The 23,801-nt window shown below is 70.3% G+C and carries 24 protein-coding genes and 4 tRNA genes; 15 read left to right on the top strand and 13 right to left on the bottom strand.

Translation table 11 applies throughout. The annotated features are described in order from the left end of the window. Nucleotides 1-29: 29 nt before the first annotated feature. The 3 genes from OU415_RS13100 to OU415_RS13090 form a co-directional block, all read right to left on the bottom strand. Nucleotides 30-1,037, bottom strand: a complete 1,008-nt coding sequence (locus tag OU415_RS13100) for an ABC transporter permease (RefSeq protein ID WP_270948969.1) — start codon at nt 1,035-1,037, stop codon at nt 30-32. Beyond that, complete coding sequence (locus OU415_RS13095; RefSeq protein WP_270948968.1) at nt 1,034-1,948, bottom strand: ABC transporter ATP-binding protein; 915 nt, start codon at nt 1,946-1,948, stop codon at nt 1,034-1,036. Before OU415_RS13095 ends, OU415_RS13100 begins: the two co-directional genes overlap by 4 nt. Nucleotides 1,949-2,040: 92 nt before the next feature. After that, nucleotides 2,041-2,472, bottom strand: coding sequence for a superantigen-like protein SSL4 (locus OU415_RS13090; RefSeq protein ID WP_270948967.1), 432 nt, complete (start codon nt 2,470-2,472; stop codon nt 2,041-2,043). A 382-nt stretch (nt 2,473-2,854) separates the two neighbouring features. On the opposite strand from OU415_RS13090, the gene OU415_RS13085 reads away from it, so the two are divergent. After that, complete coding sequence (locus OU415_RS13085; RefSeq protein WP_270948966.1) at nt 2,855-3,154, top strand: hypothetical protein; 300 nt, start codon at nt 2,855-2,857, stop codon at nt 3,152-3,154. Here the strand turns inward: OU415_RS13085 and OU415_RS13080 are convergent. Beyond that, nucleotides 3,117-3,863 (bottom strand): cupin domain-containing protein, encoded by a 747-nt coding sequence (locus OU415_RS13080; RefSeq protein WP_270948965.1) that lies wholly within the window; start codon nt 3,861-3,863, stop codon nt 3,117-3,119. The genes OU415_RS13085 and OU415_RS13080 overlap by 38 nt on opposite strands. A 129-nt stretch (nt 3,864-3,992) precedes the next feature. Here OU415_RS13080 and OU415_RS13075 point away from each other — a divergent pair, with 129 nt between their 5' ends. Both OU415_RS13075 and OU415_RS13070 read left to right on the top strand, forming a co-directional pair. Beyond that, entirely contained in the window at nt 3,993-4,958 is a 966-nt protein-coding gene (locus OU415_RS13075) for a D-2-hydroxyacid dehydrogenase family protein (RefSeq protein WP_270948964.1), read from the top strand. A gap of 148 nt (nt 4,959-5,106) precedes the next feature. Beyond that, the gene (locus OU415_RS13070) at nt 5,107-6,450 is read left to right on the top strand and encodes an MFS transporter (RefSeq protein WP_270948963.1); all 1,344 of its coding nucleotides are present in this window, start codon (nt 5,107-5,109) and stop codon (nt 6,448-6,450) included. A 68-nt stretch (nt 6,451-6,518) separates the two neighbouring features. On the opposite strand, the gene OU415_RS13065 is transcribed toward OU415_RS13070, so the two are convergent. Further along, on the bottom strand, nt 6,519-7,565 hold the full coding sequence (locus OU415_RS13065) for an LLM class F420-dependent oxidoreductase (protein WP_270948962.1): 1,047 nt from the start codon (nt 7,563-7,565) through the stop codon (nt 6,519-6,521). Nucleotides 7,566-7,812: 247 nt separating this feature from the next. On the opposite strand from OU415_RS13065, the gene OU415_RS13060 reads away from it, so the two are divergent. From OU415_RS13060 to OU415_RS13050, 3 genes are all read left to right on the top strand, one after another. Then, on the top strand, nt 7,813-8,775 hold the full coding sequence (locus OU415_RS13060) for a Ppx/GppA phosphatase family protein (RefSeq protein WP_270948961.1): 963 nt from the start codon (nt 7,813-7,815) through the stop codon (nt 8,773-8,775). 80 nt (nt 8,776-8,855) lie between these two features. Beyond that, nucleotides 8,856-9,251, top strand: a complete 396-nt coding sequence (locus OU415_RS13055) for a phage holin family protein (RefSeq protein WP_270948960.1) — start codon at nt 8,856-8,858, stop codon at nt 9,249-9,251. A gap of 345 nt (nt 9,252-9,596) precedes the next feature. Further along, the gene (locus OU415_RS13050; protein ID WP_270948959.1) at nt 9,597-11,678 is read left to right on the top strand and encodes a sensor histidine kinase; all 2,082 of its coding nucleotides are present in this window, start codon (nt 9,597-9,599) and stop codon (nt 11,676-11,678) included. 14 nt (nt 11,679-11,692) lie between these two features. On the opposite strand, the gene OU415_RS13045 is transcribed toward OU415_RS13050, so the two are convergent. Then, nucleotides 11,693-12,325, bottom strand: coding sequence for a hypothetical protein (locus OU415_RS13045; protein WP_270948958.1), 633 nt, complete (start codon nt 12,323-12,325; stop codon nt 11,693-11,695). Next, on the bottom strand, nt 12,322-13,380 hold the full coding sequence (locus OU415_RS13040) for a DNA polymerase III subunit beta family protein (RefSeq protein WP_270948957.1): 1,059 nt from the start codon (nt 13,378-13,380) through the stop codon (nt 12,322-12,324). The genes OU415_RS13045 and OU415_RS13040 overlap by 4 nt, the downstream gene beginning before the upstream one ends. Nucleotides 13,381-13,455: 75 nt before the next feature. Between OU415_RS13040 and OU415_RS13035 the strand changes: the two genes are divergently transcribed. Both OU415_RS13035 and OU415_RS13030 read left to right on the top strand, forming a co-directional pair. After that, on the top strand, nt 13,456-13,803 hold the full coding sequence (locus OU415_RS13035) for an ArsR/SmtB family transcription factor (RefSeq protein ID WP_270948956.1): 348 nt from the start codon (nt 13,456-13,458) through the stop codon (nt 13,801-13,803). After that, the gene (locus OU415_RS13030) at nt 13,796-14,443 is read left to right on the top strand and encodes a cation transporter (RefSeq protein ID WP_270948955.1); all 648 of its coding nucleotides are present in this window, start codon (nt 13,796-13,798) and stop codon (nt 14,441-14,443) included. Before OU415_RS13035 ends, OU415_RS13030 begins: the two co-directional genes overlap by 8 nt. Before the next feature lie 411 nt (nt 14,444-14,854). Here the strand turns inward: OU415_RS13030 and OU415_RS13025 are convergent, their stop codons facing one another. Continuing rightward, nucleotides 14,855-15,460 carry a class I SAM-dependent methyltransferase gene (locus OU415_RS13025; protein ID WP_270948954.1) on the bottom strand — a complete coding sequence of 202 codons (606 nt, stop codon included), beginning with the start codon at nt 15,458-15,460 and terminating at the stop codon, nt 14,855-14,857. 126 nt (nt 15,461-15,586) lie between these two features. Between OU415_RS13025 and OU415_RS13020 the strand changes: the two genes are divergently transcribed. Together OU415_RS13020 and OU415_RS13015 are read left to right on the top strand one after the other, a co-directional pair. After that, nucleotides 15,587-16,423 carry an NmrA family NAD(P)-binding protein gene (locus OU415_RS13020; protein WP_270948953.1) on the top strand — a complete coding sequence of 279 codons (837 nt, stop codon included), beginning with the start codon at nt 15,587-15,589 and terminating at the stop codon, nt 16,421-16,423. An 82-nt stretch (nt 16,424-16,505) separates the two neighbouring features. After that, nucleotides 16,506-17,102 (top strand): NAD(P)H-dependent oxidoreductase, encoded by a 597-nt coding sequence (locus tag OU415_RS13015; RefSeq protein ID WP_270948952.1) that lies wholly within the window; start codon nt 16,506-16,508, stop codon nt 17,100-17,102. Between the two features lie 131 nt (nt 17,103-17,233). Here the strand turns inward: OU415_RS13015 and OU415_RS13010 are convergent. The 4 genes from OU415_RS13010 to OU415_RS12995 all read right to left on the bottom strand — a co-directional run bounded on the left by OU415_RS13010 (nt 17,234) and on the right by OU415_RS12995 (nt 18,067). Continuing rightward, nucleotides 17,234-17,308 (bottom strand) — tRNA-Val (locus OU415_RS13010). Between the two features lies 1 nt (nt 17,309). After that, nucleotides 17,310-17,381: transfer RNA gene (locus tag OU415_RS13005), tRNA-Cys, on the bottom strand. Between the two features lie 47 nt (nt 17,382-17,428). Further along, nucleotides 17,429-17,501 (bottom strand) — tRNA-Gly (locus OU415_RS13000). A 140-nt stretch (nt 17,502-17,641) separates the two neighbouring features. Continuing rightward, nucleotides 17,642-18,067: an SsgA family sporulation/cell division regulator gene (locus OU415_RS12995; protein WP_270948951.1), complete on the bottom strand. Its 426-nt coding sequence runs from the start codon at nt 18,065-18,067 to the stop codon at nt 17,642-17,644. Between the two features lie 826 nt (nt 18,068-18,893). Here OU415_RS12995 and OU415_RS12990 point away from each other — a divergent pair. Together OU415_RS12990 and OU415_RS12985 are read left to right on the top strand one after the other, a co-directional pair. Further along, complete coding sequence (locus tag OU415_RS12990) at nt 18,894-19,364, top strand: TIGR02611 family protein (RefSeq protein WP_270948950.1); 471 nt, start codon at nt 18,894-18,896, stop codon at nt 19,362-19,364. 55 nt (nt 19,365-19,419) lie between these two features. After that, nucleotides 19,420-19,491 (top strand) — tRNA-Val (locus OU415_RS12985). Nucleotides 19,492-20,101: 610 nt separating this feature from the next. Here OU415_RS12985 and OU415_RS12980 read toward each other — a convergent pair. Next, nucleotides 20,102-20,620, bottom strand: a complete 519-nt coding sequence (locus OU415_RS12980) for a hypothetical protein (RefSeq protein WP_270948949.1) — start codon at nt 20,618-20,620, stop codon at nt 20,102-20,104. A gap of 261 nt (nt 20,621-20,881) precedes the next feature. On the opposite strand from OU415_RS12980, the gene OU415_RS12975 reads away from it, so the two are divergent. Genes OU415_RS12975 through OU415_RS12965 form a run of 3 tightly spaced genes read left to right on the top strand, consistent with a single transcriptional unit; the run spans nt 20,882 to nt 23,798 of the window. Next, nucleotides 20,882-21,415 carry a hypothetical protein gene (locus OU415_RS12975; protein ID WP_270948948.1) on the top strand — a complete coding sequence of 178 codons (534 nt, stop codon included), beginning with the start codon at nt 20,882-20,884 and terminating at the stop codon, nt 21,413-21,415. Nucleotides 21,416-21,431: 16 nt separating this feature from the next. Further along, complete coding sequence (locus tag OU415_RS12970) at nt 21,432-22,442, top strand: hypothetical protein (RefSeq protein ID WP_270948947.1); 1,011 nt, start codon at nt 21,432-21,434, stop codon at nt 22,440-22,442. Nucleotides 22,443-22,463: 21 nt separating this feature from the next. Continuing rightward, nucleotides 22,464-23,798, top strand: coding sequence for a Dyp-type peroxidase (locus tag OU415_RS12965; RefSeq protein ID WP_270948946.1), 1,335 nt, complete (start codon nt 22,464-22,466; stop codon nt 23,796-23,798). Nucleotides 23,799-23,801 lie beyond the last annotated feature (3 nt).

Raw genomic sequence — 23,801 nt, 5'->3', positions numbered from 1 at the left:
TATCCGGGCGATACCGCACGCACCGGAGCTCAAGCGATTCGCACGCCGCTCGCCAGGGTGCGCGCGGGTGTGCGGAGCCGTCGAGCGCTCAGCCACAGGGCACCGGCGCCGACCAGGACGTTGAAGCCGAGCCCGTACGGCCACACGGCCGGGCTCGAGTACAGCTGGAACCGGTCGTAGTCGGTCATGTCCATGCGCATGCTGCGCGCGCCCAGGCCGATGGTGCTCAGCGGATCCATGCTGATCACCGGCTCTTCCCGGCCGGTGTCGGGGTTGAACTGCATCGGCGGGGCCGGCGCGGCGTCGCCGAGGATGACGAACGGGTTCGGCGCCAGCAGCCACCACACGTACTGGGGCTGCGGCACCTCCTCGGTGCGGGTCGTGGACTCGCCCAGGTCGTTCGCGATGGTGTACTCGTGCTCCTTCAAGGTCAGCGGGAGCACCAGGGCGAAGGCGATCACCGTGCCGACGGTCAGGGCGAACACCAGCAGGTAGGACATCAGCGTCGAGGTGATCCCGCGGGCGAACAGCGCCGACAGGCCCTGCGCCATCGCGCAGATCACGCCGATCAGCAGCGCGACGACCGCGACCACCGCCAGCGCGCGCAGCGGGCCGACCCCGCCCTCCAGCACCGCCCACACCGCGAACGGCAGGGTCAACCCGAGGAAGACCAGACCGGTGGTCCACGCCGCCGCGAACTTGCCGAGCGTGATCTCCCACGCCGACAGCGGCGTCACCTGCACCGTGGCGAGGGTGCCGCGCTCGCGGTCGCCGTTGATCGACTGCGCCGCCAGCGCCGGGGCCACCAGCAGCGCGAGCCCGAGCACGAAGAGCATCAGGGCGCCGAACATCGGCAGGCCGATGTTGTTCATGCCGACCTCGGACGCCGAGCGCGCGAGCCCCAGGGCGTAGCGCAGCAGCGAGGTGAACGCCGCGATGACGACGACCCACGCGACCAGCAGCCAGCGCCAGCGGCCGGTGCGCAACCGGACCCGGAACTCCTGCTCGGCCACGATCTTGATACCGCTGAGGGTCATCGGCGCTCCTCGGTGTAGGCCAGGTAGGCGGACTCCAGGTGGTTGCCGACCGGGGCGAAGCTGGACACCTGCACGCCGTCGGCGATCAGCTGGGCGAGCAGGTCCGCCGCGGCCTGCTCGGAGTCGACCTGCACGTCGATCCCGGCGGAGTGCGCGGCGTGGGCGATCCCGCGCTGCGCCAACGCCGCGGGCAGATCACCCGAGACGGCCCGCACCCGCCACGCCGAGCGGTGGTCGAGCTCGTCCATCCGGTGCTGCCCGGCGGTCTGCCCGCCGCTGACGAACACGACGCGGTCGGCGATCTCGCCCAGCTCGCTCAGGATGTGGCTGGACACCAGGACCGCGGTGCCTTCCTGCGCCTGCGCCCGCAGCAGGTCGCGCAGCTCCACGCGGGAACGCGGGTCGAGCCCGGAGGCGGGTTCGTCGAGCAGCAGCACCGACGGCCGGTGCACCAGCGCGCGAGCCAGCGCGAGGCGCTGCTTCTGGCCTCGTGACAGCACGTGCACCGGCTGATCGGCGAACTCCGCGAGGTGCACCACGTCGAGCAGCTCGGCGACCCGGGCCTTCGCCCCGGCGGCGGGGATCCGGTAGGCGTTGGCGAAGAAGGCCAGGTACTCGCGGGTGGTCAGCTGGTCGTACACGCCGAACGCGTCGGGCATCCAGCCGAGCTTGCGGCGCACCGCCAGCGGCTCGGCCACCGGGTCGTGACCGGCCACCCGCAGCTCCCCGGAGTCCGGAGCGAGCAGCGTCGCCAGCATCAGCAGCAACGTGGTCTTGCCCGCGCCGTTCGGTCCGACTAGGGCGGTGACCTCGCCGTGCGGAACGTCGAGGTCGATCCCGCGCACGGCTTCCACCGCGCCGAACCGGCGTCGCACGTCCCTGGCGAGGACGGCTTGGTCCTGCGTAGGCATCGTGTGGCACTCCTGGTCGTTGATCTTGACCGTAGGACGTGCCGGGATGCCGTTCGGTTGCGTGTGAATTCCGCGTTATGAAAGAACGGCTTTCAGCTCTGGTGGGTCGACCGGTCCGCGGTGCCCAGCGACCTGAGGGCGTCGGTGGCCGAGGTCTTGGTCTCCTGGTCCACCGAGGTGCTTTCGGGCGCGGGTTGGAGCAGGGTCTCCGACGGTGCTGCGACGGGTTCGAGATCGGGCCGGGTGCGCGGTCGCTGCGGTGCCTGCATCCGCGGGCGGGACTGCGGCGGGTACGTCCGCGGCGGGTAGGTCTGCTGCGGCGGTGCGGGCGGTTCCGGCTGGTTCGCGCTGATGTAGAGCCATTCCAGCACCAGCACGATGATCCCGATCATCAGCGCGCCGAGCGCCAGCCACAGGCCGGTCGGTTCGCCGCCGTACCACCAGAGCGCGACCGCCGCGCCGCAACCGGCGCCGGCCGCCATGGCCAGCAGGTGGAACAGCAGGTGGACGGCGTAACCCCTCACGACCCGAATACCTCCCCGTGCTCGCGGTCCGTCCCGATGCGAACTGCGCTCGTCGGAAATCAGGCGGCTGGTGCCGAACACGCACCCCGCTGCCGCTCGGTTGCCCGGTCGCGGGCCAGGTCACACCGCTGGTGGCGGGCGGACTCCTCGACAACCGATGGTAGCGCCGGAAACGCGCATTCCGCCCGATCAAGGGACCCGAATCCGATCTCACCTGTTCGGGCGACCCGGGCGGTGCGTGCCCAGCGGCTCCGACCAGCCGGACCTACCGTGAATCGAAAGGGCCCCCGTCACCCGCAACGGTGCGGTGCCGGTCGGCGCGGTCGCATCCGCCGCCGAGCACGAGGTGGCCCGGTGCAACACAAACGGGGGGTGGGTGCCGGTGATCAACTCGCTGGCTGGATTCGCGTTGGCCGCGTCGATCGGAATCGGCGCGCTCCTCGCCTCGCCGATCGTGATGTCCTGGGTCGAGCACCGGATGCTCGGCCCGCGCACGCCCGCCCGAGGTCGGCACCGCCGCCCGGCCACCAGACCCCACCTGCCCGCCTTCCGGTGGCGCGACGTCATCCCGGCCCCGCGCCGGGCGTCGGTGGGCGGTCCGGGAGCCATGCGCAAGCCCGGCCAGCGGGGCGGCTTCGACCGGCCTACAGCGGTTCGAAGCCGGGTGAAGCAACGCAGCTGACCAGCGTTTCGACCGTTGCGGCGGCCCGCGCCCGGAACCAGGTCCCGGCCGGGACGACCAGCTGCGGCGACTGCCCGGCGCCCGCGCCCAGCACGATCCGCTCGATGTCGGCCGAGGCCTCCGGCCCGTCGCCGCCCAGCAGCAGCGTCAGCGGTCCGCCCCGGTGCCACAGCCAGACCACGTCGGAATCCACCGCGCGCCAAGCCGATTGCTGCGCGGGCGGCAGCAGGAAGTAGCTCGCCGACGCCGCCGGCTGGGCATCGCCGTTCGGGCTGGTCCAGGTGCGCCGGAACCAGCCGCCCGACGGGTGCGGCAGCAGGTCGAACTCCTCGGCGGTGCGGCTGCGCGTCTCCAGGGACACGAAGTCGCCCGCGACGTCGCGCCGCGCGTAGCGGACCCCGATCACCGCACCCCGCTCCAGCGGACCGTAGACGTGCGGGAACAGCTGGTCGGCGGGGACGCCGTCGGGCGGGGAGGGGTTGGCGGCTTCCCAGCGCACGGGCGCGGAGAGCTTCGTCGGGTCGAGTTCGAGCGCGATCATCGGTTCGGTCGCCGGCCGGAACAAGGTGTTGGCGACGGCGAGCGCGGTGCGGGAGTCCGGCGAGCAGTGCACGAAACCTTCGGTGTGGAGGCTGGCGGCACGGATCGGCGAGCTGCGGTCGGCGTGGAAGGTGCTCAGCGGCAGCAGGTGCAGCAGCGTCGAAGTCACGCCGACAGTCTCTCGTGAAATCAGGGCCCGGCGCGATCAGGAATCGATCCCTTAATCCCCGGTGGTCGCGAAGAACGACCGGCGCCGCCGCGCAGACCGGGCCCGGAGAACATCATTAGGATCGGCGGCATGGTTCGGGTTGCGGTTTTGGACGACTACCAGGGTGTTGCTCGCGACTACGCGGAGTGGGATTCGCTGTCCGCTCAGGTCGAGTTCTTCCACGAGCACGTCGAGGACCCGGACGAGCTGGTGCGCAGGCTGGCGCCCTTCGAGGTGGTCGCCGCGATGCGCGAGCGCACCCGGTTCCCGCGCGAAGTGCTCGCTGCGCTGCCGAACCTGAAGCTGCTGGTGACCACCGGCATGCGCAACGCCGCGATCGACATGCGGGCCGCGAGCGAGCTGGGCATCGTCGTCTCCGGCACCGGCAGCGGTGAATCGGACCGCGCGTGGGCGCCGACCGCCGAGCTGACCTGGGGCCTGATCTTCGCGCTGCTGCGCAAGATCCCCGAGGAGGACCGGCTGATCCGGGAAGGCGGCTGGCAGGGCGGCGTCGGCGTCGAGGTCGACGGCCGGACGCTGGGCGTGCTCGGGCTGGGGCGGCTGGGCTCGCAGGTCGCCACCGTCGGCCGGGCGTTCGGCATGGACGTGATCGCCTGGAGCCAGAACCTCACCGACGAAGCAGCGGCGGCGGCCGGTGCGCGGCGGGTGGACAAGGACGAGCTGTTCGCCGCGTCCGACGTGCTGACCATCCACACCGTGCTCAGCAAGCGGACCCGGGGACTGGTCGGTGCCGCCGAGCTGGCCCTGATGCGGCCGACCGCGTACCTGATCAACACCTCGCGCGGGCCGATCGTCGACGAAGCGGCGCTCCAGGCCGCGCTGCGCGAGGGCCGGTTGGCCGGGGCGGGCATCGACGTGTTCGCCCAGGAGCCGCTGCCGGCGGACGACCCGTGGCGCAGCACGCCGCGGACGGTGCTCACCCCGCACCTGGGGTACGTCACCGAGAACACCTACCGGGCCTTCTACGCCGACACCGTCGAATGCATCGCCGCCTACATGCAGGGGGAACCGGTCCGGGTGCTCAACGCCGGCTGAGCCGGTGGTGCGAATCGGGCACTGATACGGCTTCCGTCTCGATGCGAAATCGGTCTTGACGGCTGGGGAGACGCACATCACAGTCATACCAACCAGTCGGTCTGATCGTGATCTTCGTCCTCAGTAGTCCAGCCCAGGGAGCCCGCCGATGACTGCCGGTGCACCAGCTGAGAAAGCCCAAGGAACACCCAAGAAACTGCTGTTCGCAGCCCTGATCGCCAGTTCCATCGAGTGGTACGACTTCTTCATCTACGCCACCGCCGCAGCACTGGTCTTCGGCCACTTGTTCTTCCCCGGCGCCAGCCCGCTGATCGGCGTGCTGCTGTCCTTCGCCACCTTCTGGGCCGGGTTCATCGCCCGGCCGATCGGCGGGCTGATCTTCGGCCACCTCGGCGACAAGATCGGCCGCAAGCCCGCAGTGGTGACCTGCCTGGTCATGATGGGCGCGGCGACCTTCCTGATCGGCCTGCTGCCCGGCGCGTCGAGCATCGGCGTGGCCGCCCCGATCCTGCTGGTGACGCTGCGGTTCCTGCAGGGCATCGCGGTCGGCGGGCAGTGGGGCGGGATCGTGCTGCTGCTGACCGAGAACTCCGAGGGCCGACGCCGGGGCATGGCGGGCACCTTCGGCCAGATGGGCGTCCCGCTGGGCGTGATCATGGGCAACGTCGTGTTCCTCGCGGTCGGTGCCGCGATGAGCCAGGAGATGTTCCTGTCCTGGGGCTGGCGGATCCCGTTCCTGGCCAGCGCCGCGCTGGCGCCGGTGGTGCTGTTCATCCAGCTCAGGATCGAGGACACCCCGGTGTTCCGGGAACTGCAGGAGCGCAAGGAGAAGCGGGACGAGCAGGTCGTGCGGGCGCCGCTGATGGAGGTGCTGCGCACCCGCAAGCGCACGGTGCTGCTCGGCGCCGGACTGCTGTTCGCCACCAACTCGATCTTCTACATCAGCATCTCGGGACTGCTGGACTACGGCACCCGCGAGCTCGGCATGCCGCGCCAGACGCTGCTGACGATCTCGCTGGTGTCCTCGCTGGTCGGCGTGTTCGTGATCTTCCTCAGCGGCGCGCTGTCGGACCGCTGGGGTCGCCGCCCGCTGATCCTCGCCGGTGCCGGACTGCTGGTGCTGTGGGCGTTCCCGTTCTTCTGGCTGGTCGACACCGCCACCGTGCTCGGCGTGGCGATCGCGGCCTCGGTGGGCAGCGTCGGCTCGAGCCTGACCTACGGTCCGCTGGCGGCCTACCTCAGCGAGCTGTTCGAACCGCGGGTGCGCTACTCCGGAGCGTCCCTGGCCTACCAGCTGGCGGCGATCCTGGTCAGCGGTGGAACCCCGTTCATCATGACGGCCCTGCTGGCGGCGACGGGCACCTCGTCCTCGGTCTCGGCCTACCTGCTCCTGATGGGCCTGTGCACCCTCGCCTCGACCCTCCTGCTCCGCGAAACCCGCCCGAAGTCGGCCCCGGCGCCTCAACCTCGACGTGCCGTCACGGAGTCCTGACGAAGGACCCCGCCGCGGGTGCGCAGCGGTGCTGGAGCACTGCTGCGCACCCACGCCGAACCTGGTGATCAGATGTCGGTGGCGAGCTGCTTGACCCGCTCGATGAGCTTGGCCTTCTCCGGGCCGTCGCCGGCGAGGGGCGTGACGTTGAGGGTGGTCACGCCGGACTCCTTCAGGGCCGCCAGGCGTTCCTTGACGTGGCTCTCCGGGCCGACCAGGGCGGTCTTCTCCAGGAGGTCCTGCGGCACCGCCGCGGCCGCCTCCTCCTTGCGCCCGCTGAGGTAGAGGTCCTGGATCAGCTCCGCCTCGGCCTCGTAGCCGTAGCGGCGGGCGAGGTTGTTGTAGAAGTTCTTGCCCTTCGCGCCCATGCCGCCGATGTAGAGCGCGAGGACCGGTCGGACGAATTCCAGCAGGTCCGCCACGTCCTCGCCGATGGCCAGCGGGGCCTGGGCGACCACGTCGAGCGGCGGCAGCGATGCGTCGCGCTTGGCCTTGCCCGCGGCCAGCGGCTCGCCCCAGACCTCGCCCGCCTTCTCCGGCAGGTAGAAGATCGGTTCCCAGCCCTCGGCGATCTCGGCGACCAGCTCGACGTTCTTCGGCCCGATCGCGGCGATCATGATCGGGATCCGCTCGCGCACCGGGTGGTTGATCAGCTTCAGCGGCTTGCCCAGCCCGGTGCCCTGCTCGGCGGGCAAGGGGATGTTGTAGTGCTTGCCGCTGTGCTCCACCTTCTCCCGGCGCCACACCTGGCGGCAGATCTCCACGATCTCGCGGGTCCGGCCCAGCGGAGCGTGGTACGGCACGCCGTGGAAGCCCTCGATGACCTGCGGCCCGGACGCGCCGATGCCCAGCGTGAAGCGGCCGTCGGAGACGAAGTCCATGCCCGCCGCGGTCATCGCGGTCAGGCTGGGCGTGCGGGTGTAGATCTGGAGGATGCCGGAGGCGATCTCCAGGCGTTCGGTGCGAGCGGCGATGAAGCCCATCTGGCTGACCGCGTCGTACGAGTAGGCCTCCGGGACGTAGACGATGTCCAGCCCGGCCTTCTCGTAGGTGGCCAGGTCGTCGACGGTTTCCTTGAAGCCTCCGCTGTAGTTCAGCGGCATCCCGATGCGCATCGGCCGTCCCTTCCGGTTTGCGGCAGCGGCGATGTCCAGTCGGCCACGCCGCCGAGGTTGTCCCGAGGTTACCGCCGAGTACGGTCCGGCGGGAATCGCCCGGAACCGGCTCGATTGTGATCGAGATCTCAGGAAAAGGTCGATTTGACGGGTTTTCCCGTCGTTCGGGCCCCGACAATGGGAGCATGCCGTCCCTCGAAACCGCCACAGCGCCGAACCGGGCGCGTGGTGCGCGGGTGGGCCGGGCATGAAACTTGCTCTGCTGGACATCGGATCCACCGCTGCGCGCCTGGAGATCGTCGACCTCGACCGCTCCCGGATCCCGCGCGCGGACTGGAGCGTGAAGGCCCGCACCCGCCTTGCCGAACGCACGGGCACCGACGGCGTGGTCGACGAGCGCGGCGTGGAGCACGCCGTGCGAGCGGTGCAGCACTGCGTGCGCGCCGCGGCGGACCAGCGACCGGACGCGCTGGTCGCGTTCGGCACGTCGGCGGTGCGCGATGCGGCCAACGGCACGCGACTGCGCGAGGAGCTCAGCGACGCCGCCGGGGTCCGGATCGGCGTGCTCAGCCCCCGCGACGAAGCCGCGGTCACCTACCACGCGGCCCGGCGCTGGCACGCGCGTTGCGGTGCACCCATGACCGCCGTGGACATCGGCGGCGGCACCATCGACGTGTCCACCGGGGTGGACCTCGGACCCGACGAGGTGGTCTCGCTCCCCATCGGCGCGGTCCGGCTGACCAGGCAGTACCTGCCGGACGACCCGCCGCGCCCGGAACAGGTCGACGAGCTGGTCGAGGCCGTGCGCCGCACCATCCCGCGCTCGCTGCGCGGGTTCGCCGAGCGGGACCTGGGGCATCCGGTGGCGCTGTCGAAGGTGCTGCGGCAGCTGGCGGTGCTCACCGAGAGCTCGCCGGGCAAGCTCGCCCGCCACCCCGACCGCCTCTCGCGCGCCAAGCTGCGCCCCTGGATCCCCCGGCTGGCCGAGCTCGACCAGTCCCAGCGCGCGGCGCTGCCCGGCGTTTCGCGCAGCCGCGCCCGCCGCATCCTGGCCGGGGCGATCGTGGCGGACCTCATCCTGAGCGCGATCGGCGTGGACGAGCTGGAGATCTGCCCCTGGGGCCTGCGGGAAGGCCTGGTCTTCCGGTTCGCCGAGGCCCACGGCGACAGCGGCGACGTCCGAGGGCTGATGACGACGCTGTTCCGCTGACCTCGGCGGCGGCGGGAGATCCCGGAATGCCGGTAGCGTCGGTTTCGTTCATGACCGGAATTCGCCTAGGGGGACCCGCCGTGGCAGTCGTGCTGCAGCTCCTGATCACCATGGTGGCGGTGTGGATCACCACCGCACTGCCGGGAATCGACCTGGCGGGGGAGGACACCACCGCGAAGGTGCTCACCCTGCTCGCGGTGTCGGTGATCTTCGGCATGGTCAACGTGGTGCTCAAGCCCATCGCCAAGACCCTGGGCTGCCTGCTCTACCTGCTGACCCTCGGTCTGTTCGGACTGGTCGTCAACGCCCTGCTGTTCTGGCTGACCAGCTACCTGGCCGGTCGGCTGGGCCTGCCGTTCCACGTGGACGGATTCTGGCCGGCGTTCTGGGGCGCCCTGATCGTCACGATCGTCAGCAGCGCCCTGGCGGGCATCGTCCGCCGGGCCCAGACACCTGAAGAGGACTACCGCCGCTGAGGTGTCGTGAGTGCGGGAACCGGCTCCGACCGGTTTTCGCACTCACGACCCCCGGACGGCGTATCAGCGGTCCCGCGCTAGGCCGCGATGATCACGCTCCGTGACTCGTCGTCTTCGGGTGAATGCGGACGGCAGGCCCGGGCCTGCGGGCTCCTGGTAGCGGATTCCCGTCTTCGCGGTGGGATTCGAGTAGCCGTTCGATCACCCTGTGCTATGGTGCGGTCATCCTGCCGGGGGCCGCGGGAGCGGGACGCCGCCGAACCGGCGCCTCGCCCTGGGCCGAGTGGAGTGGGGTCTCCTCCCCGACGGGAGCGCACTGGGTCGGTTCGACGGTTGCGGAGCACTGTGGCGCGGACGAGCAGTTCCGGGAGCGAGTACAAGACGATCCGGGCCCGGCTGACGCGCATCGGCCTGGTGCCCAGCGTGATCCTGCTGGTCATGTGGCTCGGGTTCTCGTCCCTGACGATCTACGACGGCTACTACGCCACGATGGTCGCCACCGGCGTGCAGAACGCCTCGATCCCGGCAGCGAACAGCCTGATGGAGTTGCAGGAGGAGCGCCGCCTCGAGCTGGAGCACCTCAGCCGCCCGGACACCGACCCCAGCGCCGTGACCGCCCAGCGCACCCGGACCGATGCGGCGCTGGCGCGCACGCGCCCCAACTTCGACCAGCTGGTCTCCGGCTCGCCGAAGGTGATCGCCGACCAGGTCCGGGGCTTGGGATCTCTGCTGGCCGAGCTGCCGCGGCAGCGCGCTGGGATGGATTCCGGCGCGGTGTCGCGCCAGGAGGCCTTCGCCTACTACAACCGGCTGCTCGAGAAGTGGGCCGACCTGTTCGACACCCAGGCGCGGATCGTCCCGGACGCGAAGGCGGGCCAGGCCGGGTTGGCCGGCAGCGAGGTGTTCCGGGCGGCCGATCGGATGTCGCAGGCCGCGTCGCTGGGCAGCGCGGCGCTGACCAGCGGCCAGTTCGGCCCCGGCGAGCACGTGACGTTCGCGCACCTGGTCGGCTCGTACCACGCCCGGCTCGACACCAACCTCCCCGTCATGGAACCGGGCGGCGCCGAACTCCTGCGCCAGCTCACCGCCAGCGACGCCTGGCGCCAGCTGACCGAGTTCGAGAACGCGCTGATCGAGAACCCGCCGCGGCCGGGCGAGCCCTCGGTGGATCCGGCCGCGTGGGGGCGGGTCAGCACCGAGGTGTCCCAGCAGCTGGTCGAAGTCGCCGTCCAGCAGGCCCGCGAAGGCATCGAGCTGAGCCTGGACAACGGCAACAACCGGCTCCTCGAAGTGCTGGCCGTCAGCCTGGGCGGGCTGGTGGCCGTGCTGATCGGCATCGTGCTGGCCGCCCGCGCCGCCCGCAGCCTGGTGGACCGGACGCTGGTCTCCAGGCTGACCAGCCTGCGCGACGACACGCTGCGGCTGGCCCGGGAACGCCTGCCGGGCATCATGTCCCGCCTCGAGCGCGGCGAGCAGGTCGACGTGGAGGCCGAGCTCGCGCCGCTGGACTACGGCACCGACGAGATCGGCCAGGTCGCCGACGCGTTCAACACCGCGCACCACACGGCGGTGGCGGCCGCGGTGCAGGAGAACCACGCCAAGGCCGGGTTCAACAAGGTCTTCCTCGGCATCGCGCACCGCAACCAGGGCCTGGTGCACCGCCAGTTGAAGGTGCTCGACCGGATGGAGCGCAACGAGGAGCACCCGGAGCGGCTGGCCGGGCTGTTCGAGCTGGACCACCTGGCCACCCGCGCCCGCCGCAACGCCGAGAACCTGGTGGTCCTCGCCGGGGTCCAGGCGGGGCGGAAGTGGCGCAAGCCGGTGCGGCTGGCCGACGTGGTGCGCGCGGCCGTCGCCGAGACCGAGCACTTCGACCGGATCCAGGTGCACCGCGCGCCGGACCTCTCGGTGATCGGCGCCGCGGTGGGCGAGGTGATCCACCTGCTGGCCGAGCTCATGGACAACGCCACGTCGTTCTCCGCACCGAACTCGAAGGTGCACGTGTACTGCGGCGACACCCCGCGCGGCGTGCTGCTGCGGATCGAGGACGAGGGCATGGGCATGCGCCCGGCCGAGCGCGACGAGGCGAACGTGCTGCTGGCCAGCAAGCCGAAGTTCGAGGACATCACGCTGCGCGGCGACTCCCGGCTCGGCCTGTTCGTGGTGGCGGTGCTGGCCTCCCGGCGCGGCATCAGGGTGGAGCTGCGCGAGGCGGAGGGCGAAGGCACGGTGGCCCTGGTCCGCCTGCCGACCAACATCGTGGCGCACGAGCGGTTGTTCGAGGACCGCACCGAGGACCCCGACCTGCTGCGCCTGCCGTCGCCGAACCCCGGCGAGCGGTCGCCCGGCGCGCCCGTCCCCGGAGCGCCGGAACGGCCGAAGTGGGAGCGCGCGCGGGGCTCCGGCCGGGGCGAGCGCGGCGACTGAGCCCGCTTGGAGCGTCAGGCGGTCAGCGCGGTGATCGCCCGGCTGAGGGAGTCCTGTTCGGTGTCGGGCAGGCTGCGGGACGCGTGCAGCATGTGCAGGGCGGTGCGCAGGCGCATGCGGTCGTCGTCGGTGCCGAGGTCGCCCAGCCGCGCGGGCAGGACGATGGCGAGCGCTTTCAGGTTCTGCCGCTCGCAGAACTTCGCGATCAGCTCGTCCAGCAGCTCGTCGGCGGGGTTGGTCGGGCGCAGCCCTTCGGCGATGGCGTACCGGGTCCAGTCCGCGTACTGCCCCGGCGGGACGTCGTCGACGTGCTCGGCGGCCGAGGCGAAGTGCTCGTGCGCCCGGTCCGGCTGGTCCAAGTCTTGGTACGACTTCGCCAGGTTCAGGTGCAGCGAGGCGAAGAACCCGGTGACCCGCTCGTCGCCGACCCGTTCGGCGCGCTCCAAGCTTTCCCGGTTCCAGCGCAGCGCCTGCTCGGGGTTCGGTTGGTGCCGGGCCAGGTAGTGGGCGGCGATGCTGGCTTCGTAGTCGTCGGCGGCCCGGTCCCAGGCCTGCTGGAAGTGCTCGCGCGCGTCGTCGGCGCGGCCTTCGGCCTCGGCCTGCATGCCTTGCGAGCACAGCTGCACGACGGGGTTGTCGGGGCTCACGGTGTTGTCCTCGTTCCTTCGGTGTGCACGGGCATGACCAGCGTGGTGAAGCTGCCCTGGTCGGCGGAGCGGACGACGACCGGCTGGTCCGGTGCGGAGATCTCCAGCAGCACGTCGGGTCCCACCCCGGCCTCCAGCGCCGGGACGAGGACCGCCGGGTCGAACGCGATGCGCAGCGGCGGTCCAGTGTGGACAGCGGGCTGGAAGGTCCCGCCCGAGATCGCGAGTTGCTGGTCCTCGGTGCGCAGGACGGCCGGACCGGGGGAGCGGAGCAGCGCTGCTCGCAGGGCGTTGCGATCGGTGATGAGCCGGTTCCGCGGGCTCGGCAGGGCGTCCAGGATCAGCCGGTAGTCGGGGAAGCCCTCGTCCGACGTCGGCAGGTTCTGCGCCCGGCCTCCGCCGCGAACCCGAGCTCCGCGCTCGTCGACCTCGATGCCGACCTCGGCGAACGGCAACGCCCAGGAAGCGACGTCGCCGAATGCGGCGGCGTCGACCACCAGACGAGCCGCGGGACCCTCGACGCGGGCCCGCAGCGTCCGCACCGCCAGGCGGTAGCGGTCCGTCGCGACCAGCCGCACTTCCTGGTCGTCCAGCTCGACGAGGATGCACCCCAGCACGGGGAACTCCGCCCGCGCGGCGCCATCGCCGACCGACGGCGAAACCTGGCGCACAGCACTGGCAAGCTCCGCCCCGCCCACGCGCGCCAACGTCCGCCGCGCGCCGCCGGGGAGCGAATCCAAGATCGCCTCGATCGCCGCCTGCGCGGCCTCCGCCACCTCCTGCGCCTGCTGGGCGTGGGCTGCCAACACGGCGCGGGCCTGCTCGGCGGTTCCGTCGAGCACCGCGCCGACCTCGGGCAACGGCACTCCGGCCGCTCGCAGCCGGCGCAGCAGCACAGCGCGCGCGACCTGGTCGGGGGAGTAGAAGCGGTAGCCGGTCACGGCGTCGACGTGCGCGGGTACCAGCACGTCGCAGTCGCCGTAGAACCGCAGCGCGCTCGGCGTCAGCCCGACCTCCCGGGCGAAGGAACCGATGCTCAACAACTCGTCGTCCACGAAAGCGATTCTCGACCTTCGACCAACTCGAAGGTCAAACCACGATCCATCGCCCCTCGGCGCTATCATCGCCACATGACGATGAATTGTTCGGCCGAGGGGCTGGACGCGGCGGTGTCGCTGTTCCGCAGCCTCTCGGACGGCACGCGGCTGGCGATCGTCCGGCGCCTGGCGGGCGGCGAGGCCCGCGTGGCCGACCTGGTGAGCGAGCTGGGGCTGGCGCAGTCCACGGTGTCGGCGCACGTGGCGTGCTTGCGGGACTGCGCCCTCGTGACCGGCCGCCCCGAAGGCCGGCAGGTGTACTACTCGCTCGCCCGTCCGGAGCTGCTGGACCTGCTGGCCTCGGCCGAGGCGCTGCTGGCCGCGACCGGTCGAGCCGTGGCCCTGTGCCCGAACTACGGCGCGGAGTTGTCCGGTGAGTGACGGTTGCGCCGACGGCTGCTCGGCCCCGGTCGATGTCGGGTTGAGCGACGCCCGCCGGGCGGTGCTGACCCGGCGGATCCGCTGGTTCGTCGCGGCGACGATCACCTACAACGTCATCGAGGCGATCGTGGCGATCGCAGCGGGCAGAGCCGCGTCCTCCACAGCCCTGATCGGCTTCGGCCTGGATTCGACCATCGAGGTCGCCTCGGCAGCGGCGGTGGCGTGGCAGTTCAGCGGCTCGGACCCGGAAGCGCGCGAGCGGGTGGCGCTGAAGATCATCGGCCTGTCGTTCTTCGCGCTGGCGGCCTACGTCACCGTCGAGTCGGTGCGCGCGCTGCTCGGCGGAGCGGAAGCCGAGCACTCGACAGCGGGAATCGTCCTGGCCGCGCTGAGCCTCGCGATCATGCCGGCGCTGTCATACGCCCAACGACGCGCGGGCCGCGAGCTCGGCTCGCACAGCGCAGTGGCCGACTCGAAGCAAACCCTCATGTGCACCTACCTCTCCGGGGTCCTGCTGATCGGCCTCCTGCTGAACACCCTCTTCGGCTGGTACTGGGCGGACCCGATCGCAGCCCTGGTGATCGCAGTGGTGGCGGTCAAGGAGGGCCGAGAAGCCTGGCGCGGCGAACACTGCTGCTGACGCCGGAGTCAGCCCAGGACACGTCGAAGGCCCGGCAACGCACTCGTTCCGCGCTGCGGAACTCGGGTTCCGAGGTGTCCAATTTCAATGGAAATCGCATGTCCAATTTCCATTGAAATTGCGTTCTCCGGGGCGGAACGAGGTGCGAGAGGACTCCCTGGGCAGGTCATCGCTCGTGAGCACTTTGTGGGGTTATAGCGCCACAAAGTGCTCACGAGCCTTGACCAGCAGGAATGGGCGGCTCGGCGGGGTTCGCCGTTGCGGCAGCTGGCAGGGGCAGGAGTTTCAGGTGGGCCTCGGTGGTGCGAAGCGCGGGCGCCTTGGTTTGTCCACTGTGGCTTGATTGAGCTGATGCCGTCCACCTGGTTCGGCCGCGATACGCGGGCTGGGGCGGGCGGACGAGGTCGGTGTTCACCGCTCGTGGAGGAGGGCCACCAGGAAGGTCGAGTCGTCGGTGAACGGGCGCAGGTCCCAAGTGGACAGCAGCAGGTCGGGCTCGAGCCCGACCGCCGCCGCGTCGGCGAAGAAGTCGGCGAACTCGTAGCCGCGGCCGGCACCGAAGCCGATCACGACCCGGCCGCCCGGCGCGAGGTGCGCGCGGAACCGCTCCAGCACGGCACTGCGCGTGCTCGGCGCCAGGAAGGTCATCACGTTCCCGGCGCAGACGATCGCGTCGAACGGCGCGGTGATGCCCCGGGCGGGGAGGTCGAGCTCGGCCAGGTCGCCGACCAGCCAGCGCGGCCCCGGGTGGTCCTGCTCGGCGGCCTCGATCAGGACCGGATCGACATCGACGCCGACGACGTCGTGCCCGGCTTCGGCCAACTGGCCGCCGACCCGGCCCGGACCGCACCCGGCGTCGAGGATGCGGGCGCCGCGCGGCACCGCGGTGTCCACGAGGCGGGCCTCCCCGGCGAGGTCGTCCCCGGCGCGAGCCATGGAGCGGAAGCGTTCGACGTACCAGGAGGAGTGCCCGGGATCGGCGGCGACCTTCTGCATCCAGATGCTCTGCTCAACCATGCCCGCATTCTCCCGGAACGAGACGCCCACCTGCCACGACCTCTTCGCGGCAGCTTGGACGATCGCGCAGGCGATCCAGCTTCTCACCCATGGATTCGTCCGAGGTGGCTCGGTTGAATCGCTGCCATGAGCAACGACACCACCCTCGTCCTCGGCGCCACCGGCAAGTCCGGTCGCCGGGTCGCCGCCCGGTTGCGGCTGCGCGGCACCCCGGTGCGCGCCGCATCCCGGTCCAGCCGGACGCCGTTCGACTGGTCCGACCCAGCCGGGTGGGATCCGGCGCTGCAGGGCGTCGCCGCCGTCTACGTCGTGCCTCCGGCCGTTCCCGGCCCGGTGCACGAGTTCGTGAGACGGGCCGAGGCCGCCGGCGTGCGACGTCTGGTCCTGCTCTCCGGGCGCGGAGCCGACACCTGGGGCGACACGACGTTCGGACTGGACATGCGTTCGGCCGAGGACGCCGTGCGCGGCTCGGCGCTGGAGTGGACCGTGCTGCGGGCGTCGAACTTCGCCCAGAACTTCGACGAGGACCTCTTCCGCGCCCCGCTGAGGGCCGGCGAGCTGGCACTGCCGGCCGGCGCAGTTCCCGAGCCGTTCATCGACCTCGAGGACGTCGCCGACGTCGCGGACGCGGTGCTGGCCGAGCCCGGTCGGCACGAAGGACAGGTCTACGAGCTCACCGGACCCCGCGCGTTGACCTTCGCCGAGGCTGTCGACCTGATCTCCCGGGCGTCCGGGCAGCCCATCACCTACAAGCAGATCTCCCCGGCCGAGTACACCGAGGTCCTGGTCGACCAGGGCTTGAGCGAGGACGACGCCCACCACGTCGCCGAGATGTTCGTCGTGATGGAGCGCGGAGTGATCGCCGGGACGACCGACGACGTCGCCGCCGTGCTGGGCCGACCGCCCCGCACCTTCGAGGAGTACGTCGTGAGGGTCGCAGCGGCCGGAACCTGGCAGCGATGACCGCCCGGCAGCTCCCCGCTCGGAGGGCTGCCCCCCGAAAAGCTCTGCTGGCACACGAATTCCTGCTGAGGAGAAACGTCAAGTGCACAGTCTGGTAGTTGTTGCCCACCCCGATGTCGCGTCGCTGACGCACGGGCTCGCCCGCGAGGTGACCACGGCTCTCTCGGACGACGGGAGGTCCGCCGAGCTGGTCGACCTCGCGGCCGAAGCGTTCGACCCCCGCTTCACCGCAGCCGACCTGCTGCACTACCGCGGCGAGGGGCCCACACCGCCGGATGTCGTGGCCGAGCAGGCGAGGTTGGACCGCGCCCAGCAGTTGGTGCTCGTCTTCCCGGTGTACTGGTGGTCCATGCCGGCCCTGCTGAAGGGATGGATCGACCGGGTGTTCGTCAACGGCTGGGCCTTCGAGTACTCCCCGGTCGGCGGCGTGCTCCCCAAGCTGGATCAGCTGAGCGTGCACCTGCTGGCCGTGGCAGGTGGTGATGCGGACGGATACGAACGCCACGGCTACGGCAACGCACTCCGGACTCAGATCGAGCACGGCATCTTCGGGTTCTGCGGCGCGAGCATCGCCTCGACCCGCATCGTGCACGACTCCGAAACCGCGTCGGTCGAGGCGCTCGCAGCGGAGGTGAGCTCCACCGCGAAACAGGTCTCGACGTTGCCGGCCGTGCTCTGAATCCAAGAGGGCCGACAAGACGATCCGGAATCCGATCGCAATGGCGGGACCCGGAAAACGGGCATCGAAACCACGCCCGAAAGCAAAAGCTCCTGTCGGCGTTTTCGCCGACAGGAGCTTGAAAAAGAATGTGGTGCGCGATACTGGGATTGAACCAGTGACCTCTACCGTGTCAAGGTAGCGCTCTCCCACTGAGCTAATCGCGCGAGGCGGAGGCGGGAATCGAACCCGCGTACAGGGCTTTGCAGGCCCTTGCCTAAGCCACTCGGCCACTCCGCCGGACTCCGCTTCCACACCGGAATCGGCTGGAACGCCAGAGGATCCAGAGCGGATGACGGGACTCGAACCCGCGACCCTCACCTTGGCAAGGTGATGCGCTACCAGCTGCGCTACATCCGCGTGCCTGCGACTTCCAGGTCCCGGGCTTCCGGGGCCGTCCGCCGCGTTGCACAGTGAACTCTAGACCACGCCCTCGAGCGCGATCAACGGGGGGTCCAACTGCCGCTCGGCGCGGTCCGCGCCGAGCCCGTTGTTCCTGGTCAGCCGAGGTCGTGGGGCAGCAGCCGGGTCAGCGCCTCGTCGACGTCGACCCACAGGTTCTCGTTGCCCGGGACCACGACGTCGTACGTGCGGTCGAGGAAGTCGGCCAGCTCCTGCGCCGAGGCCTCGAACACCGCGTGGCCCGACGGCGAGCTCAGCTCGATCGCCACGACCTCCGGGTCGTCGACGGCCGGGCGGATGGTGACATCGCCTTCGCCGGCGTGCGCGATCAGCCCGTCGGCCAGCAGGTCGCGGGCGAACACCCACTCGACCCAGCCGGCGCGGCCGGTGCGGAACGCGGCCACGACCGCGTAGGGGTCGCTGGTGTCGTAGCGCAGTTCGACCTGGACCGGCACAGCAGGCGCCTGCGGGGCCAGGAGGTCAAAGACCGCAGTGGAACGCAGAGTGACGTGATCGTTACGCATGGTTCTCCCCTTTCTGCTCCCTCCCGGTCCCTTTATCGACCGAGCAACACAGTTGTGACGCCTTAGCGGGCTCAAACGCTCGCGACTTTCGCTCAGATCACCCGTACGGGGCAGGGTGCACTTCGCTGGGCAATCAGTTGGATGCGGTGCGTGTCCGCATCGGCCTCCGGGTTCGGGGGTGGTCGCGGATCGTCGCCCCGATCGGGGGCGCGCCGCATCCGTGGTCCACACCAGAGGAAGAGATCCACTGCGAACGAGTCCGGTGGGGGAGTCGGGTCACAAGACCTGAACTCGTCCGGTGACCGGGTCGGTTACTGTCCGCAACCGAGCGAACCGGGTCCGCGTCTGGCCTTCGATCCGTCGCCCCCGCCCTGCGAATTTTCGCCTTCGCGTCCGGTTTGACCACCGGGTTTACCGCTCCGCCGACTTCGCGTGACGTCTCCTCAACAATAGGGGATGGACGCGCCCGCGCGGTCACGCGCGCGGCTGGTTGGTGAGACGCTCACCACTGCATATCCCCGGATCGGGGGAATGTCGTACTGCACCGCGATTACAGTGCAGGCGTACACCCGAACGCCCGGTCGAGAGTGGCGTCACACTGTGACCAGGATCGAAGCCGTGCAACAGGGCCGAAGGGCCCGGTCCGGCCCGGCGGCGGCCATGAGAACGGTCACAATTCCGGCGGCGCCGGAGCCCGCCGACGCCCGACTGTCGGCTTGACATCCGCCGCGCCGGAACCGGTGCCAAGCGAGCTCAGCGGTGCGAACGGGCCGTACCCTGGTTCGACCGGGCACTCCGGCCCGCACGAGCCCGCACGACCGAGCAGGTGGGAGCCCTGAGCGAGAGCACCGAGTCGGACACCCGCCCCGACGCCGACGACCCCCGCGCGCCCCGGCTGCGCGACCGCATCCGCGCATTCCGCGAACGCATCCGCACCAAGCCCGGCTTCAACCTCGCCTACCGCGTGGCGATCGGCGTCATCGGCGGCCTGGTGCTCACCGCGGGCATCGTGATGATCCCCTACCCCGGCCCGGGCTGGCTCGTCGTCTTCGCCGGCCTCGGCATCCTCGCCACCGAGTTCCACTGGGCCGGCCGCGTCAACGCCTTCGCCAAGCGCCACTACCGGCGCTGGGTGGACTGGCTCGGCTGCCAGAGCACGATCACCAAGCTCGCCGTGGGAGCCGGCACCTGCCTGGTCGTGCTGACCACGCTGTGGCTCCTCGGCCTGTTCGCGACCGTCGGCGGTTGGTTTGACCTGCATTGGAACTGGTTGGCCTCCCCCCTGTTCAACCGCTGAAAACGGTCGTGTATTGTTCTTCTTGTCGCCAGGAACGGCGACGACAAAAGAACACGGGCGATTAGCTCAGGGGGAGAGCGCTTCGTTCACACCGAAGAGGTCACTGGTTCGATCCCAGTATCGCCCACTCGAAAATCCCCCCGGCTTGCTTCGCCGGGGGGATTTTCTTCGTCTTCTGTTGTGGGGGCCGAGCCCCCACGCCCCCACGGTGCGGGGGTTGCTCGTCGACTGCTCCTCGCCGTGGGTGGCGTTCCCGGCCTGGGTTGGGGGACCAGCTTTTTGGCTCGTTCTTCGAACTCGGGGGCGGAGCACTTCGAGCTTGTGTTCCATGACCCGCTGAACCGTGTTCGCCCGCTCCCGATCATCCGCGAGCCAGGTGGCGTACGAGTGGCGGAGATCGTGGAAACCGGGGTCGCGGTCGGGGTGGCCGGAATTGTTCGGCATCTGCGCTGACGCGCGACACGTGATTGCCTACGACGACGGTGAGGTCAGGTAGGAGTTCTCCATCGCTTTCCGTGCGAAACCTCAGTTCGGGGAGTCCCTGAGTAGCTCGGAGTCGCGGCGCGTGGAATGGGTGCCGCGGGACCGCATCGGAGAGCTCACCATCCACCTGTCCGTCCGGCTGCGGATCGAGCACGCTCTGGAGCTGTGCGAGGTGCCGTGGAACTTGCGGGATGTCGCGCAGTGCGAGAGGGGCTTTCGGTCGATGTGGCCGCCGTGTCGTGCGCTCACCGGGATCAGTGCTTCAGCGCCAACTTGAGGGCGACGATCAGCAGGCCGATCACGAGGTTGACCGCGTCGGTGAGGACCACTTGGTGCCAGACGGCGCCTGCGCGCCGCGCGGCAGCGGTCGCCCAGCCCATCTGGCTGATCAGAGCGACGGCGAGGGCGAGCCAGGCCGCGCCCTGGACGTCGAGGCCCAGCAGGGGGCTGATGAGCACGGCGACCGTGGGAGGCACGGCGGCCTCCACGATGGGCCACTCCTCGCGGCACACCTGCAGCACGGATCCTCTGCTCAGGGAGCGCTGCGCCATGCGTGCGCCGAAGAGCTGGGCATGGACGTGCGCGAGCCAGAAGACGATCCCCGTGGTCAGCAGCAGCAACGCCAGCTCCAGCCGCGGGAAGGCTCCGAGCGTGCTGGCTCCGACCACGACGGAGGCGGCGAGCAGCGAACCGTAGACGCCACCGGTGTAGTCGGCGTGAGCTCGGCGTTCCGCTCTCCGCGCCCGGGCCTGCGCCCTGAACTTGTCCAGCATCCTTCGCTCCCGAGGTCAGACACCGGACACGCGGCGTCCACCGTCGTGCCGGTCTTCGCGCGGCCGGTCCGGAAAGCCGGGCCACCTCCTCAATGCTCGTCAACCAGCGGTGCCGCCGCTGCCCAGCGCTTTCGCGCAGGTCAGCGGCCCACCACACGCCAGCCGCAGCACGCCAAGACGCACGTGCCTCGGCAGGCGCGCCCAGCGCCGGGGCGGGAAGATGGGAACGTCCCGGCCCATTGGTTGGCGGGAGGTGGGGGCATGGAGATCAAGCCTCAGGCGGTCGTCCTCCCCAAGGAAACGGATCATCTCGAACAGGGGAAGTACGGGCCTGTGTTCCCCAGGACTCCTGCGTGTTACGGGTTCACCATCGTCGCGCGGGTCAAGCCCGGCCACGCCGACGCGATGCGCCAGTACGGCTACGCACTGGCCGAGGCGCTGGAAAAGGATCCGTACCTTCTCGCACCGCTGAAGCTGCACTACCTGCGCTGGGTCCTCTTCGACGACGACACGCGCTTCATGTACCAGGGGATCTTCGACACCGACTTCGACAAGTACACCGAAGACGCTGTCGCACTGTTCTCGAAGGCGGGCGTGAGCACGGCGTTCGAGCACCTGGAGGGGTTCCCGGAGGACTGGCGGACCAATCCGGAGGCGTTCGTCAGGTTCGTCCGCGAGCACCACTGCCCGAGCTTCATCGAGTACGGGGAGTACCCGTACTACACGGCGGACGAGATCAAGAAGGCTCTGCGGATCAAGAGCGCCCTGTCCGAGATGCTCGACCAGATGCAGTGAAGCTGGGAGCTGGGCGATGAGCGAGACCAGAACAGCACGGACCTACAACCAGCGGCACATTCCCCGGAAGTACACACCTGCCGGGCGGCGAGTGAGCATCTACGTCTCGTGGAGCTATCCCGCCGAGGCGGGCCGGAACCCCGCCGAGCTGGACAACCGGTTCTCCACCTTGACGGAGGTGCGGCGGGTGGCGTGGCCGGCCTACGAGGACCCGAAGTGGTCCGACCCCTATCGGTTCCAGCAGACCATCGCGGGATCGCTGGAGCTGTTCTTCTGGGCCTGGGTGGCGTTCCAGGACTACGTCGAGGAGGTCACCGGGCATCCCGTCCCGGTGTACCAGCGCATCGACCAGGCCGGTTTCCCCACCCCGCTCGATGAGCGGGTGCTCGACGACACGGACGTCCTGTTCGTCTTCGGACTGGACCACATGATCACCAGGCAGGAGGCGCAGCCCGGCGAGATCGAGGCGCTGCGGTCCTACCTGGCCCGGGAGGACGCCCGCCTGGTGCTGGGGCCCCATCACGACGTCGGTGCGTCGGACGATCTGTCCGTGCGGGAGGTGGAGCACCGCCACCACGGCGATCCCCTGGTGCCCCGCCAGCAGCGGTTCGCCACCTACGTCCGCGATCTGATGAAGGGCCTGGACGTGCCCGTCATCAACCGGTACGGGCTGCGTCCCGCCACCGGTGAGGACAACCGGATCGCCCCCTTGTCGACCGTCAGGGATCTGGACGAGAAGGGGTGGCTGAACGGGGTCGCGAACTTCAACTTCCACATGCACCTGCCGCACTACGCGGTGACGACCGACGAGCCGAAGGCCATCCACGTGCTGGCCCGGCAGCCGATCGACACCTCCCGCCCCCATCCGTTCAGCGAGGAGGGGAACACCGAGTTCAACATGTTCTTGTGGATGCCCCCGAGCGGTGACCGCGCGGCCGACGTGCTGCTGGCCGATTCCACGATCTTCAGCACGCTCTTCGGCGCCGACGACAGCCTGCGGAACTTCTGGCGCAACCTCGTTACGTAGCGGTGCCGCAGGGAGGCCGACGTGAGCGCACCCACGGACGTCACACTCGAACTCGACGACATCCAGCGCGGGGTCCTCAGCCCACGCCCCACCCCGTACTCGGCCACGTACCTGGTGTTCCGCATCGACGACCGGGACCGAGGCCGGGAGTTGATGCGGCGCGCGAGCGCGGCCGCCACCTCCGCCGCCGACACCTCCAGCCCCCTCGGGGACACCTGGGTCAGTGTCGCTGTCACGTACTGGGGCCTGCAGGCGCTGGGTGTGCCGCGCTCCTCGCTGGAGTCGTTCGCCTGGGAGTTCCGGCAGGGCATGGCGGCCCGCGCACGAGCGCTGCGCGACGAGGGGGCGAGCAGCCCACAGCACTGGGAAGCACCGCTCGGCACGCGCGACGTCCATGTGGTGATCGCGGCTGTCGCCCCCGACCCCCTGCGCCTGGAGGCGGCCATCGACCGCGCCCGGCCCGCCTACGACCGCCTGTCCGGCGTGACGTCGATCTGGCGGCAGGACTGCTCCGCGCTGCCCACCGAGAAGGAACACTTCGGCTACCTCGACGGCGTCAGCCATCCGGCCGTCGAAGGCAGCGGCATCCCGGGGTCCAACAGGCTGGAAACGCCGCTGAAGGGCGGGGAGTTCGTCCTCGGCTACCCGGATGAGATCGGCGGTCTCCAGACGCCGCAGCCGGCCGTGCTCGGGCGCAACGGCAGCTACGCGGTCTTCCGCAAACTCCACCAGGACGTCGCCGCGTTCAGGCGCTACCTCAAGGACAACTCCACCGGCACCCAGGACGAAGAACTGATCGCCGCGAAGATCATGGGCCGCTGGCGCAGCGGGGCCCCGCTGGCCCTCGCCCCGCAGCACGACGACCCCGCACTCGGCACGGACCCCCGCCGCCGCAACACCTTCCTGTACGAGCAGGACGACCCGACGGGATTTACCACGCCCGGCGGCTGCCACATCCGCCGGGCCAACCCGCGCGACGCCTCGGTGGCCGGGGAGGTACGGCTGCACCGCATGATCCGGCGCGGCGCCATCTACGGTCCGCCGCTGCCCGAAGGCGTCCTGGAGGACGACGGAGCGGACCGCGGCCTGATGTTCGCGTTCATCGGCGCCCACCTGGGCCGGCAGTTCGAGTTCGTCCAGTCGCAGTGGATGAACGACGGCGTCTTCTTCGGGGCCGGCGACACGAAGGACCCCGTCGTCGGCGCCGCGGACGGACAGACCGGCTACACCATTCCCCGGCGGCCCGTACGGCGCCGCCTCGCCCCGCTGCCCCGGTTCGTCGTCACCCGTGGAGGCGAGTACTGCTTCCTGCCGAGCCTGAGCGCCCTGCGCTGGCTCGGAGACCTTCGCGACTGACGG

This window comes from Saccharopolyspora oryzae (genome assembly GCF_027853915.1).
In the GTDB taxonomy this organism is placed as follows: Bacteria; Actinomycetota; Actinomycetes; order Mycobacteriales; family Pseudonocardiaceae; genus Saccharopolyspora; species Saccharopolyspora oryzae.
The sequence above is the reverse complement of the archived record's forward strand: the minus strand, read 5'-3'. Positions and strand labels throughout refer to the sequence as shown.